This is a genomic window from Streptomyces sp. NPDC051582, assembly GCF_040681715.1.
Taxonomy (GTDB): Bacteria; Actinomycetota; Actinomycetes; order Streptomycetales; family Streptomycetaceae; genus Streptomyces.
In genome coordinates, this window is sequence record NZ_JBFAZJ010000025.1 from 43,322 (window position 1) to 56,355 (window position 13,034).

Sequence of the window (13,034 nt, forward strand, 5' to 3'; positions counted from 1 at the left end):
GGTCGCCACCTCCCCGATCTGGCCCACGGGGCCGCTCTACGGCGGTGGCCAGTAGGAGCCGGTCCGGAGGGCGGGGCGAGGGGGAAGTGGCTCGTGGGGACCGGCCGGACATGAACCGGCGCACTCCCTGTGCGCTCCCCGTGATGCCTCGCCGGGGCCCGCGCCGGGCTGCACCCTGGGCGCATGACGGACCCGAAGCGGCTCCTGGCCCAATTCCGGCGCGACGGCTTTGCCGTCGTACCCCCGATGACCCCGCCCGAGATCTGGGGACCCCTGACCGAGGAACTGCCCGCCGTACTCGCCGAGGAGGGACCGCAGCGGTTCTTCGAGGAGGACGGCACGACCGTGCGCGCCGTCTACGGCCTTCACCGCAGAGGCGGTCCCTGGCAGGCGCTGGCCGAGGCGTCACCGCTGACCGCGCTGGCCCGTCTGTTCCTGGGTGAGGACATGTACGTGTACCAGTGGAAGGTCAATCCGAAGGCGGCCCGGCGCGGCGACCGCTGGCAGTGGCACCGGGACTTCGACTTCTGGCGGGCCGCCGACGGGATGCGGCGCCCGGCGGCGCTCACCGCCGCCGTGTTCCTCGACGAGGTCACCGAGGAGAACGGGCCGCTGCGCCTGATCCCGGGCACGCACACCGACCGGCCGGCCGCGGCGGCGTCCGCGGGGAACGACGGGAGCGACGGGAGCGACGGGAACACCGGCGGCGGGGCGGGCGGGGGCGGCTGGGCCTGGATCACGTCGAGCCGGAACGCCTACGCGCTCCCGGACCCCTCGACCGAGGAGCTCGCCCGCACCCGGGGGGTCCACGAGGCCACCGGCCCGGCCGGCACCGTCGTGTTCTTCCACGGCAACCTGGTGCACAGCTCGGGCCCGAACCACTCCCCGCACACCCGCACCCTCGCCCTGATCAGCTACAACGCGGTGTCCAACGCCCCGCCGGCCGACCACCCGGCCGCCCGCCAGGACCTCTTCCTCAACCACGACGCGAAGCCGCTGCCCGTCGGGGACGCGTAGGGCGGGAGCCCGCACCGGGCCCGGCCGGACGGGCCCGTGCCGGTGCGGCCCTGTGCGGCCCTGTGCGGCCCTGTGCTGTCGTCAGTGCGACTCGGGACCCGCCAGGTGACGGGCGATGACCATGCGCTGGATCTGGTTGGTGCCCTCGACGATCTGGAGCACCTTCGCCTCGCGCATCAGGCGCTCCACCGGGAAGTCCGCGGTGTAGCCGTAGCCGCCGAGGACCTGGACGGCGTCGGTGGTGACGGCCATCGCCGCGTCCGTGCAGAACAGCTTCGCCATCGCCGCCTGGCGGGAGAACGGCTTGCCCGCGTCGCGCAGCCGCGCCGCCGCAAGGTACAGGGCCCGGCCCGCCTCGATCTTGGTCGCCATGTCGGCGAGCATGAAGCGCAGGCCCTGGAAGTCGGCGATGGGGTGCCCGAACTGCTTGCGGTCCAGGGCGTACGTGAGGGCCTCGTCCAGCGCGGCCTGCGCGACGCCGATGGCGCACGCGGCGATGCCCAGGCGGCCCGCGTCCAGGGCGGCCAGCGCGATCGTGAAGCCCTGGCCCTCCTCGCCGATGCGGCGGGTGTCCGGCACGCGGACGCCGTCGAAGTGCAGCTGGGCGGTGGGCGAGCCCTTCATGCCCATCTTCTTCTCGGGGACGGCGGCCGTCAGGCCCTCCGCGTCCCCGGGCACCAGGAAGGCGGTGATGCCCTTGGGGCCCTCGCCGCCGGTGCGGGCGAGGACGGTGTAGAAGTCCGCGACCCCGCCGTGCGTGATCCAGGCCTTGGTGCCGGTGATGACCCAGTGGTCGCCGTCGCGCACGGCCTTGGTGGTCAGCGAGGCGGCGTCGGAGCCGGAGGCGGGCTCGGAGAGGCAGTAGGCGCCGAGCAGGCCGCCGCCGAGCATGGCGGGCAGATGGGCCTTCTGCTGCTCCTCGGTGCCGTATCCGGCCAGGCCGTGACAGGCGAGGGAGTGCACGCTGACGCCGAGCCCCACCGTCAGGCGGGCCGCGGCGAGCTCCTCCAGGACCTGGAGGTAGACCTCGTACGGCTGCTCGCCGCCGCCGTGCTCACCGGCGTACGGAAGACCGAGCAGGCCGGCTTCGGACAGCAGGGTGAAGATCGCGCGCGGGAACTTCCCGGCGTCCTCCTCGTCGGCGGCCATGGGGCGGATCTCCCGCTGGGCGATCTCTCGTACGAGTGCGAGCAGATCCCGGGACTCCTCGGTGGGCAGCTGACGGTCCACCGGCTGCGGGGCGCGGTCGTTCATGGCGGCGCTCTCCTCCCTCATCGGGCACGGCGGCGGCACGTGAGGTGTGGGACGGGCCGCCGGGTCTCGGTGCTTCACACAGCCGATACTGCCCTCCCGGATCACGGAAGCGGCAGATCAGTGGCTGCGGGCGGCTTGAGTATGCCCGATCAGGGTCGTCCCGTCACCGGGGCAAGATCACCTGTTGTCTCGAACGCCTCTTCGGGAAGGGGCGGCGGCGGACACTCCGGGACGAACTCCCCGATCACCGTCAGGGTCGCGCGCAGCTGGCGGACGAGAAGGGCCCCGAGCCGGCCCCGGTCGGGCTGGCGCGCGCCGCATTCCGCATCACCCTCCGTCCCCGGGTCCACCTGGGCATCCGCGGCCAGGGCGCCGATCCACTCCAGCGTGATCCCCTCGACCCCGGACAGCCAGCCCACCAGCGCGAGCCGGGCGAGCGGCGGGACGACCCGGCTCCCGTACGCACCCTCGGCGATGGTGGCCACCAGCTCCGCGCGCACCGCGTCACGGATCGCGAGGACCTCGGCGTCTGAGCCCACTCCCCCGGTGGCGATCGTGCGGTAGGCGGCCCGGTGGTGCTCGGCGTAGTGGAGGTAGCCGTCGATGGTGCGGCGCACCCGCTCGACCTTGGGCAGGTCCGGCTCCCCGGCGGCGCGGGCGACGAGCTCGGCCACCGAGTCCTCGACGATGGCGAGGTAGTAGCCGCGCTTGCTCTTGAAGTAGTAGTAGATCAGCCCCTTGGCGACGCCGGCCTGTTTGGCGATGTCGTCCATGGAGAGCGCGTCGTACGAGGTATCGGCGAACAACTTGCGCCCGATCGCTATGAGTTCGGCCCTGCGGACCTGCGAACGCTCGCTCGCACCCCGCTGTTGACTAATATTCAAATTCGGCCCTAGCCTCGAACTGCCACAGGATGCCCGCAGTATGGCAGACCTGTCTCATGCACTTCCCCTGCGCACGGACGACGTACGGGAGGCACTTCCATGAGCAAGATCAGAGGCACGGACAGGGGTGGCGGAACGCCCCCGGATCCGGCTCGCGGGCGCGAAGGCCGGGTGCGCCTGCGGAAGTCGGCCGCCGTCGCGGTCCCCGCGTTCCTCGCCGTCGGGGCGATGGCCGTGGTCATGGCGCAGGGCGCGCTCGCCGCGTCGTTCGCCGTCTCCGGGACCTCTTTCCAGGTCTCCTCCTCGAAGCTGAGCAGCAAGGGCCTGGCCTCGTACGTGCAGACGGACCGCTCCGTCGACGGCAAGGGGCATCCGGTCGCGCTGCTCGGCATCGGCGAGGCCACGCTCACCGACATCTGCCAGGCCGCCGAGGTTCAGACCCCGCTGGGCACGGTGGTCTTCAAGCTGACGGCGGGCGGTCCGGCCGGGGAGGTCACGGCCACCAACCTGGTCATCGACGGCGAGGACCTCGACGGGGACGCGACCTTCGGCACGGCGCAGATCGGCCGGGACGCCTCGACCCTGGACCGGGTGGACGGGGTCAAGGGGGAGCCGGGGAAGTTCGGGCTCCAGGCCGGGGACATCGAGGTCGTCGGGGTCAGGTCGCACGCCTGGTCCGCGACCGGCGGGAACTTCCGCCTCAAGGGCATGCGGGTGAGCGTGGACCTGGACGGCGAGAAGTGCTTCTGAGCCGCCCCCGGCCGCCGTCGCCCTTCTCGCACCGGCGGCAGCGGCTGCGCGCCTGGCGCCGGACCCGGCCGTTCTGGGGCGGGCTGCTGGTGGTCCTGGGCGGGGCCGAGCTGCTCCTGGTCCCGCTCTCCCCGCTGACCGTACTGGTGAGCCTGGGGCTCGGCGGGATCGCGGCGATGGGGATCGGCGCCGCCCTGGTCGTGGCGGGCCTGTTCCTGTGGTTCCTGCCGCAGGCTCGGGCGTACGTCTCCGTCCACGCCCTGCTGCTGTCGGTGCTGTCGTTCCCGGCCACCAACCTGGGCGGGCTCCTGGTCGGCATGCTGCTCGGGATCACCGGGAGCGCACTGGCCTTCGGGTGGACGCCGCTCCCGGACGCGGCCACCGGCGAGGAGGGCCCGTACGGGCACCGGGCGGGCGGGACCGGCCCGCGGACGCTCGCCGCCGCACTGCCGGTGCTGCTGGCGGCCGTACTGGCGACGGGGGCCCCGCCGGCCCGGGCTGCGGCCGCGCCGCAGGGGCCGCCGGCGGCACCCCGGACTCCCCCGACGATCACCACCTCGCTCTTCGCGCCGCAGGGCTTCGCCTTCGCGGGGGTCGCCGCGGTCGCGACGGCCGACGGGCCGCTGAGGGTGCTGGTGCTGAAGATGCGGGCGGCCTCGCTGACCGACTACCGGCTGCGCACCCGCGACGGCCGCGAGGAGTACGGGCTCGCCGCCGGCTCCCTGGAGCTGCGGGGCAACGTGACCTTGTACCTGACGAAGTTCAGCGGCTGCATCGAAGGGCTGCTGTGCGTCACCTTCAGCCCGGACGGCCTGCCCGCTCCCCCGGTGATCCCGCCGTTCGTGTTCATGACCCGGGTCAGCGCGGAGCAGGCGCTGGTCACCTCGGACGTGATCGTCACGGACGGCCTGCGGCTGGAGGCCTCGTAGCCACCAACCGCCCACGGGCCCGGCAGGCACTGCAGGCACCGCATGCGCGCGGGTCCGCGGGTCCGCGGGTCAGAGCCAGCCGACCTGCGTGACGAACATGGCGACGACGACCACCAGCGTCCAGCCGAGCACGTGCTCAAGCCACTTGGAGTGGTCCTTGGGGCCGCCGGTCCGGACGAGGTTCCGGGCGCGGGCGGTGAGGGAGGCGCTGTATGCGGTCATGTCGTCCAATGTGACAGCGTTCGCGGCTTTCGCGGTAGAGACGATCGTCACTCGTGGCACGCGTCACGGACCCCCGGCATGCCACCGGGCCCCGGCCGGCTCGCGGTCGGGGCCCGGGGCGTCCGGGGCGGGGCCTACGGGGGTCAGGTCGTTCGGTTGCGGCCCGCCATGCCGGCCATGGCGAGTGCGAGCAGCAGCGCGACGCCGCCGGTGATGACGTTGCTGACCACGCTGCGGGTCGTGCTGACGTCACCGGCGATGACCCACGGAGCCACGATCGTCCAGGCTCCGATGGCGACCGCCGTCCAGGCCATCGCGTGGGTGCGCTCGTAAGCGGAGCCGAGTCCGCTCATGCACAGGCAGTACGCCACACCGGCGATCAGGTTGTTGACCGCCAGTGAGCCGAGTCCGCTGAATCCGGCGATCCAGGGCGAGGCCGCCAGGTACAGGCCCGTGATGAGGGCCAGTGCCTCCACGGCCTGCGCGGCGGGGGTGCTGGTGACCCGCTCGAACCGGGAGCGCATCTCGGCGAGGTCGGGGTGGTGTTCGATGCTGTGGGTGGTCATGGCGGGCCGCCTCCTGTAGAAGCCTTTATGTGCCCTTTACGACTTTATGTTCCGCTTATCTGCGCCTGCGGTCAACGGGAATTTCCGGCGGTCCGTTTCCGGGGCTCCGGTCACAGCACCCCCACGGTGCGCAGGGCCGCGAGCTGGACCGCGCTCGGGCGGGCCGGGGCGTACAGATAGCAGACGCCTCCGGAGCCGGACGTCACCTTTCCGGCCGAATTGTTGCGCTTCGTCCGCAACCAGGCATTTTCCCACTCCCGGCGCTTGTACACGCGGCGGACGGCCGTGTTGTCGGGCGAGTTCGGGTCGTTGGCGACCACCTCCCCGGCAGCGGTGAAGCCGATGACGGTCATCAGGTGGCCGGCGGTGCCGTAGCCGGCTCCGGTGAGCTCCTCGGTGCGGAAGGACAGCGAGGTGATCACCGGAATGCCGGAGCGGACCAGGACCTCCAGGTCCGCGAGGGAGCGGAGCCGGGTCACGACCCCGCCGAGATCGGTGTACGTGGCGGCGTACGCGGCGTTGAAGGGCCAGTTGCCGCAGCCCTTGTACGCGCTGTCGTAGGTGGACCGGGCGGCGTGGCAGACCTGCGGATCGGGGTAGCGGGAATCCACCCAGGCCAGGTCCCCGGAGGCCGGCTTGCGGCCCCAGTACTCGATGGTCATCTGGGAGGAGGTGGGGCTGCACCAGGCCTCGCCGCCGTTGTCGTACTGGGGGTAACGGCCCTTGTGGACCTCCTGCGAGTAGCGGGGGACCTTCAGTTCGTGGGCCTTGCCCGAGGGGGCGGATGCGGGGACGGTGAACCGGTCCGGGACGTCGGAGACCATGGCCCCGGCCAGCCACACCGTCGGGCTCTGGGCGGCGCCGGGCTTGCGGTGGAGGGTCAGGCGCAGCTGCCACCCGGCGATCCGCACACCGTTCGCCTTCGCGGGGGCGTCGACGGCGAGCGTGTCGGTCCACACGGTGGTGCTGCCGTCGGTCTGGCCGTCCACGGAGGTGCGGCGGATGTCCCCGTCGCCGGAGGCCCAGCGGCCCATCACGTACCAGGGGCCGACGGCCCCGCCGGCGTACGTGGCGCGCAGTTCGATCTGGATCCAGGTGCCCGCCGGGGTGTGGGCGTTCCAGGAGGCGATGGCCTCGGTGGCGGGCACGCCGCAGCGGTGCACCGGGGAGGTCCAGACCGCGTACTCCCAGGACCCCTTCTTCGCCGTGTGCGGGTCGGTGTACTCGGTGCGGCCGGCCGGGGTGTCGATCACCAGGCCGGGGCGGGGACCGGCGAGGGCGGTGGTGCCGTGGTGCGCACCGGCCCGCCAGTGCGCGTACGAGTACCAGAACCGGTTGTCGACCGTCCTGGCGGCGGCTTCGCCCGGCGCGCCCCCGGCGGGTTCCGCTTCACCCCGCGGGCCGCCTTCCCCGCGGGCACCGGCCGCCGAGGCCCGGCCACCGGGGACGGCGGCGGTGGCCGCGGCGAGGGCGAGGGCCAGCAGGGCCCGGCGTGGCGTGGGTGCGGTCATCGGCGTGGCCCCCAAGGGTCGGTGCGGCGGGTCGGTCCCCCACCCTTCCAGTTCCCGTCCGCCGGGCGGCGAAGCCACGGCCCCGCGTCGGGGTGACGCGGAACCGTCGCAGGCCAGGGCCCTACTCTGGCCGGGTGGAGCCTCTGCAATCACCGCCGTCACCTCAGTCGCTCGGGTCGCTCGCGCGCGAGCTCTCGGCCCTGCCGCCCTCGCTGGGTACGGTCCGGCTGATCGCCGTCGACGGGCACGCCGGGTCGGGCAAGAGCACGTTCGCCGGGCTGCTCGCCGAGGCGCTGGGCGGGGCTCCGGTGCTGCACCTGGACGACGTCGCCACCCACGAGGAGCTCTTCGAGTGGCCGCAACGGCTGCGCGCGCAGGTGCTGGAGCCGCTCGCCGCCGGCCGCTCGGCCCACTGGGCCCCGTACGACTGGGTGGAGCGCCGCTTCGGACCCGAGCGGGTGCTGGAGCCGGTTCCGCTTCTGCTGATCGAAGGAGTGGGGGCCGGGCGGCGGGCGCTGCGCCCGCATCTGGCGCGACTGCTGTGGATGGAGACCCCGCGCGCGCAGTCCTGGGGGCGCGGGCGAAATCGGGACGGGCGTGAACTTTCCGACTTCTGGGACGGATGGGAGCGCGCGGAGCTCGCGCACTTCGCGGATGATCCTTCACGCCCCTTCGCCGACACTTTGGTACGCCAGTGCGGTACGGGATACGAGTGGACTTCCGGGACGGATGCGACCGCCGGAAGAGCCTCGTCGCTTACGGAAGGTGACGGATTCCCCCAGGCCTGAGCCGCTCGGGAAATCCGCTCGCGCGGGCCTGCACCGACGTGCTTGACCTGGGCCCCGCACCGGCCTTACGTTCTGAATGCGCGGTCTTTCCAGGCCGCAGCGGACGCGAAGCCCCCGATTGTTCCCCCGTGATCGGGGGCTTCGTTCTGCCCCGGGCCGGTTTCCCACCGGCGCCGCGCGGGCCGGGTCTCCCCGAAATCTTCACCCTGAGTCACCTTGTGCGTCCCTGGTGCCCCTGCGACCGGTGCCCGCCGCACCCTACGTATGGTGCTTGGCCGCAGGTACGATGCACCCCTGATTTCATCGGCGCAGTGGACAACTCGCGGGCGCGACGCGGGGGTTGCTGTGCACCTCGGGGGCAGGCTTGTGGGGGATGTGATGGATTTCGGCACGCCGGGCACGCACGCCCCGGCCGAACTCGCCTGGCTGCGCGGGGTGGACGCCTGCACCATGGGCGCCTATCCGCAGGCCGAGGAGGAGTTCCGGGCGGCCGTACGACTGGATCCCTCGATGGCCGACGCATGGCTGGGCCTGCACGCGCTCCGGGTGGACACCACGAACGCGTTATTGCGCATGTACGCCCATCGCGACCGCTTCGGCGAGCAGCGGGCCCGCCACCGGCGGACGCTGAACTCCTGGTACTGGCTCGGCTGGTGGGTACAGCCGGTGCTGGAGAGCCGCCGGGACCTGCTGCTGGCCCACGCCTCGCACTGGCTGGACGGCCGGCACGTCCCCGAGCTGGACCAGGCGCTGGCCGCCCTGCCTCCGGTGGACGCCGATGCGCAGGTGCGGTTCCTGCACGCCTGCCGGGCCTACCTGGTCAAGGACTGGGAGCAGCTGGTGCGGCACACCGAGCCGCTGGTGGAGGATCCGGTGCTCGGGATCGAGGCGGGCCTGTTCGGCGGGATGGCCAGGGTCCGCCTGGAGATGTACGGGCAGGCCGAGCCGATGCTCTCGGCGGCGCTGATGCGCTGCCGCAGCGAGCAGCCGCAGCGGAAGGAGCTGCGGTACTGGCTGGCGCGTGCGCACGAGGGCACCGGGCGCAGCGCGGCGGCCCTGCCGCTGTACCGGGCGGTGCACCGGGTGGACCCGGCGTTCATGGACACGGCCGCCCGGCTGACGGCGATCGAGGACGGCGACTACGTCGACGGGGCCGAGGGATACGCCGGATACGCCGCGTCCGGCTACGAGGGCTACGCGGGCCACGATCTTTCCCCCGTCGGCGGGGACTTCGCGGCGGTGGCCCTCGGCGGCGGCCCCGTCCAGGACATCGCGGCGGACGGGCAGGCGGAGCCGGACCCGCTGATGGCACCGGATCCGGATCCGCGGTTCGGGGCCCCGGGCACGGGCCGGGTGGAGGGCGTACGCCGCAAGGTGGCGGTCCCGCCGCAGACGGCCCCCGGCGGACTGCCGGCCGGGCCGGCCGATCCGGCGCTGCTCGCCGAGGCGCTCGCGGAGCTGGAGCGGATGGTGGGCCTGGAGCCGGTGAAACGGCAGGTGAAGGCGCTCTCCGCGCAACTGCACATGGCCCGGCTCCGGGCCGGGCAGGGGCTGCCGGTACAGCCTCCGAAGCGACATTTCGTCTTCTCCGGGCCGTCGGGCACGGGCAAGACCACGGTGGCGCGGATCCTGGGCCGGGTCTTCTACGCGCTCGGGCTGCTGGGCGGGGACCACCTGGTGGAGGCCCAGCGGGCGGATCTGGTGGGGGAGTTCCTCGGGCAGACGGCCGTGAAGGCGAACGAGCTGATCGATTCCGCGATCGGCGGGGTCCTCTTCGTGGACGAGGCGTACAGCCTCTCCAACACCGGCTACAGCAAGGGCGACGCGTACGGGGACGAGGCCCTCCAGGTGCTGCTGAAGCGCGCGGAGGACAACCGGGACCACCTGGTGGTCATCCTGGCCGGCTATCCGGCCGGGATGGACCGGCTGCTGGCCGCCAATCCGGGGCTGTCCTCGCGGTTCACGACCCGGGTCGACTTCCCCAGCTACCGGCCGCTGGAACTGACCGCCATCGGCGGGGTGCTGGCGGACTCGAACGGGGACTGCTGGGACGAGGAGTCCCTGGACGAGCTGCGCAGCATCAGCGGGCACGTGGTGGAACAGGGCTGGATCGACGAGCTGGGCAACGGCCGCTTCCTGCGCACCCTGTACGAGAAGAGCTGCGCCTACCGGGACCTGCGGCTGGCGGGCTTCCCGGGCGAACCCTCCCGCGACGACCTGGCGACGCTGCGGCTGCCGGACCTGATGCAGGCCTACGGGGAGGTCCTGTCGGGCCGGGGCCCGCAGGACCGCGACCGGCCGGAGCCGCCCCCGATGTAGCGGAGCCGCCCCCTGTGGAGCAGAGCCGCCCCCGCCGACGCGGCGCCGCCGCCCCGCGGGTTCCGCGGGGCGGCGGCGGCTCACACTCCGGCGCGGCTGGTCTGCCGGGGCCCCGGGCGGCGGGCCGGGACGCGGTGCGCGGGATCGCGCACCTCGCCGACCAGCATCTCCAGGACGTCCTCCAGGGCGACCAGGCCCAGCACCCGCCCGGCCGGGTCGGCGACCTGGGCCAGGTGGGTGGCGTCCCGGCGCATGACGCTGAGCGCGTCGTCCAGCGGGAGGGTGGCGGACAGGGTGGTCATCCGCCGCCAGACCCGCTGGGGCACGGCCCGCTCCCGGTCCTCCAGGTCCAGTACGTCCTTCACGTGCACGTAGCCCATGAAGGCGCCGTTCTCGGAGCGGACCGGGAAGCGGGAGTAGCCGGTGCGGACCGTCAGCTGCTCGATCTGGCGCGGGGTCGCCGAGGGGCCGACCGTGACGAGCCGGTCCCGGGCGAGCAGGACGTCGGTGACCGGGCGGCTGCCCAGCTCCAGGGCGTCCTCCAGGCGCTCCTGCTCTCCCGGCTCCAGGAGCCCGGCCTGCCGGGAGTCCTCGACGAGCCGGCCGAGCTGGGCGCTGGTGTAGACGGCCTCGACCTCGTCCTTGGGCTCCACCTTGAACAGGCGGAGCACCAGGTGCGCGCAGGAGCCCAGCGCGCTGGTGACCGGCCCGCACAGCCGGGCGAAGGCCACGAGGCCCGGGCTGAACCAGAGGGCGGTCCTCTCGGGCGCGGCCATGGCCAGGTTCTTCGGCACCATCTCGCCGATGACCAGGTGCAGGAAGACGACGGCGGCGAGCGCCACCGCGTAGCCCAGCGGGTGGATCATGCCCTGCGGGACGTGCGCCGCGTGGAAGAGCGGCTCCAGCAGGCGGGCCACCGTCGGCTCGGCGACCGCGCCGAGGGTCAGGGAGCAGATGGTGATGCCGAACTGGGCCGCCGCCATCATCCGCGGCAGGTTCTCCAGCCCGTACAGCACCTGGCGGGCCCGCTTGGACTCCTTGGCGAGCGGCTCGATCTGGCTGCGCCGTACGGAGACGAGCGCGAACTCGGCGCCGACGAAGAAACCATTGGCCAGGACCAGGAGCAGGGCGAAGAGCAGTTGGAGGGCGTTCATCGGCCGGCGCCTTCCAGCTGGGCCGACGGGGCCGGCTGCGGCGCCCTCGCGTCCGCGGAGGCCTGCCGTCCGGGCCCGGCCGCGCAGCTGCCCGCGTCGATCCGGACGGTCGCGCGGGTGGCCTCGGGGCCGGTCCCGTGAGCGGCGGCGGGGACGGTGCCCAGCCGGACCAGCCGGACGCGTTCGGCACGGTTGCGGCCGACCTGGCGGACGGACAGCTTCCAGCCGGGCAGTTCGGCCCGGTCCCCGGGTGCGGGGATCCGGCCGAGCAGGTCCGCGACGAGGCCGGCGACGGTCTCGTACGGGCCTTCGGGCACCTCCAGGCCTATCCGGCGCAGGGTGTGCACCCGGCAGCTGCCGTCGGCCTCCCAGGAGGGGCGGCCGTCCTCGGCGGGCACGGCGGCCAGTTCGGGGCTCTCGTCCTCGGCGAGGTCGTGCTCGTCGCGGACCTCGCCGACGAGCTCCTCCACGATGTCCTCCAGGGTGACGACCCCGGCGGTGCCGCCGTACTCGTCGACGACGACGGCCATCGGCTGCTCGCTGCGCAGCCGCTCCAGCAGCGGCTGCACCGGCAGGGAGCCGGGCACCAGCAGCGGGGCGACGCAGATGCGGCTCACGGTGGTGCGGGCCCGCTCGGACTCGGGCACGGCGAGGGCGTCCTTGAGGTGGACGACCCCGGTGACCTCGTCGATGCGCTCCCGGTAGACCGGGAAGCGGGACAGCCCGGTGGCGCGGGTCAGGTTCAGCACGTCGGCCGCGGTGGCCGTGTGCTGGAGGGCGCTGACCTTCACCCGGGGGGTCATGACGTGCTGGGCCGTGAGCTCGCCCAGCGAGAGGGTCCGTACGAAGAGGTCGGCGGTGTCCTGTTCGAGGGCGCCGGCCTGGGCCGAATGGCGGACCAGGGAAACCAGTTCGCCGGGGGTGCGGGCGGAGGCCATCTCCTCGGCCGGCTCCACTCCGAGCATCCGTACGAGCCGGTTGGCGACGGCGTTGAGGGCCGCGATGACCGGCCGGAAGGCTCGGGAGAAGACCTGCTGCGGGCCGGCCACGAACCGGGCCACCTGCAGCGGCCGGGAGACGGCCCAGTTCTTCGGGACGAGCTCGCCGACGACCATCTGGACGGCGGCGGCGAGCAGCATGCCGATGAAGACGGCGATGCCGGAGACGGCTCCCGCGGGCAGGCCGGTGGCCGCGAGCGGCCTGGTCAGCAGTCCGGCGAGGGCCGGTTCGGCGAGCATGCCGACCACGAGGGAGGTGATGGTGATGCCGAGCTGGGTGCCGGAGAGCTGGAAGGACAGCTCCCGCAGGGCTTCGACCACCGTGCGGGCACGGCGGTCGCCGTCGGCTGCGGCGCGTTCGGCCTCGGGCCGTTCCACGGTGACGAGGCCGAACTCGGCCGCCACGAAGAAGCCGTTGGCGAGGATCAGGGCGAATGCCGCCACGAGCAGAAGTAGCGGGATGGTCATGCCGCCGCCTCCGTGGGGAGGGCGGCGCGGGTACTACCGGACGATCCGTCCATTGCTGGAGGGAGTCACTCCTCAAGTCGCAGGTGCCCGCGGACCTCGGGGTCCCGGGGCCGGTGGGAGGGCGCACGGGTGCGCCCCGCCACCAGGGTAGTCACTGAGATCGCCGCCGCAATG

General features: G+C 73.2%; 12 protein-coding genes. 5 read left to right on the top strand and 7 right to left on the bottom strand.

The features are described 5' to 3' along the window. Nucleotides 1-183: 183 nt before the first annotated feature. Nucleotides 184-1,017, top strand: a complete 834-nt coding sequence (locus AB0M92_RS28085; protein WP_366105098.1) for a phytanoyl-CoA dioxygenase family protein — start codon at nucleotides 184-186, stop codon at nucleotides 1,015-1,017. Between the two features lie 81 nt (nucleotides 1,018-1,098). On the opposite strand, the gene AB0M92_RS28090 is transcribed toward AB0M92_RS28085, so the two are convergent. Together AB0M92_RS28090 and AB0M92_RS28095 are read right to left on the bottom strand one after the other, a co-directional pair. Then, nucleotides 1,099-2,271, bottom strand: a complete 1,173-nt coding sequence (locus AB0M92_RS28090) for an acyl-CoA dehydrogenase family protein (protein WP_366105099.1) — start codon at nucleotides 2,269-2,271, stop codon at nucleotides 1,099-1,101. A 149-nt stretch (nucleotides 2,272-2,420) separates the two neighbouring features. Next, a complete protein-coding gene (locus AB0M92_RS28095) occupies nucleotides 2,421-3,155 on the bottom strand; it encodes a TetR/AcrR family transcriptional regulator (RefSeq protein ID WP_366105100.1) in 735 nt (244 codons plus the stop codon). 99 nt (nucleotides 3,156-3,254) lie between these two features. Here AB0M92_RS28095 and AB0M92_RS28100 point away from each other — a divergent pair, with 99 nt between their 5' ends. Together AB0M92_RS28100 and AB0M92_RS28105 are read left to right on the top strand one after the other, a co-directional pair. Next, nucleotides 3,255-3,905: a DUF6230 family protein gene (locus tag AB0M92_RS28100; protein WP_366105101.1), complete on the top strand. Its 651-nt coding sequence runs from the start codon at nucleotides 3,255-3,257 to the stop codon at nucleotides 3,903-3,905. Next, on the top strand, nucleotides 3,896-4,834 hold the full coding sequence (locus AB0M92_RS28105; RefSeq protein ID WP_366105102.1) for a DUF6114 domain-containing protein: 939 nt from the start codon (nucleotides 3,896-3,898) through the stop codon (nucleotides 4,832-4,834). The genes AB0M92_RS28100 and AB0M92_RS28105 overlap by 10 nt, the downstream gene beginning before the upstream one ends. A gap of 69 nt (nucleotides 4,835-4,903) precedes the next feature. Here the strand turns inward: AB0M92_RS28105 and AB0M92_RS28110 are convergent, their stop codons facing one another. From AB0M92_RS28110 to AB0M92_RS28120, 3 genes are all read right to left on the bottom strand, one after another. Continuing rightward, nucleotides 4,904-5,056, bottom strand: a complete 153-nt coding sequence (locus AB0M92_RS28110; RefSeq protein WP_106977289.1) for an SCO1431 family membrane protein — start codon at nucleotides 5,054-5,056, stop codon at nucleotides 4,904-4,906. A gap of 143 nt (nucleotides 5,057-5,199) precedes the next feature. Continuing rightward, the gene (locus AB0M92_RS28115; RefSeq protein ID WP_366105103.1) at nucleotides 5,200-5,622 is read right to left on the bottom strand and encodes an SPW repeat protein; all 423 of its coding nucleotides are present in this window, start codon (nucleotides 5,620-5,622) and stop codon (nucleotides 5,200-5,202) included. A 110-nt stretch (nucleotides 5,623-5,732) separates the two neighbouring features. Further along, nucleotides 5,733-7,133 (bottom strand): peptidase C39 family protein, encoded by a 1,401-nt coding sequence (locus AB0M92_RS28120; RefSeq protein ID WP_366105105.1) that lies wholly within the window; start codon nucleotides 7,131-7,133, stop codon nucleotides 5,733-5,735. A 143-nt stretch (nucleotides 7,134-7,276) separates the two neighbouring features. Between AB0M92_RS28120 and AB0M92_RS28125 the strand changes: the two genes are divergently transcribed. Beyond that, nucleotides 7,277-7,921, top strand: a complete 645-nt coding sequence (locus tag AB0M92_RS28125) for a hypothetical protein (protein WP_366105176.1) — start codon at nucleotides 7,277-7,279, stop codon at nucleotides 7,919-7,921. A gap of 378 nt (nucleotides 7,922-8,299) precedes the next feature. Then, nucleotides 8,300-10,240, top strand: coding sequence for an AAA family ATPase (locus tag AB0M92_RS28130; protein WP_366105106.1), 1,941 nt, complete (start codon nucleotides 8,300-8,302; stop codon nucleotides 10,238-10,240). Nucleotides 10,241-10,320: 80 nt separating this feature from the next. On the opposite strand, the gene AB0M92_RS28135 is transcribed toward AB0M92_RS28130, so the two are convergent. Continuing rightward, nucleotides 10,321-11,394 (bottom strand): hemolysin family protein, encoded by a 1,074-nt coding sequence (locus AB0M92_RS28135; RefSeq protein WP_366105107.1) that lies wholly within the window; start codon nucleotides 11,392-11,394, stop codon nucleotides 10,321-10,323. Beyond that, nucleotides 11,391-12,860: a hemolysin family protein gene (locus AB0M92_RS28140; RefSeq protein ID WP_366105108.1), complete on the bottom strand. Its 1,470-nt coding sequence runs from the start codon at nucleotides 12,858-12,860 to the stop codon at nucleotides 11,391-11,393. Before AB0M92_RS28140 ends, AB0M92_RS28135 begins: the two co-directional genes overlap by 4 nt. Between the last annotated feature and the right edge of the window lie 174 nt (nucleotides 12,861-13,034).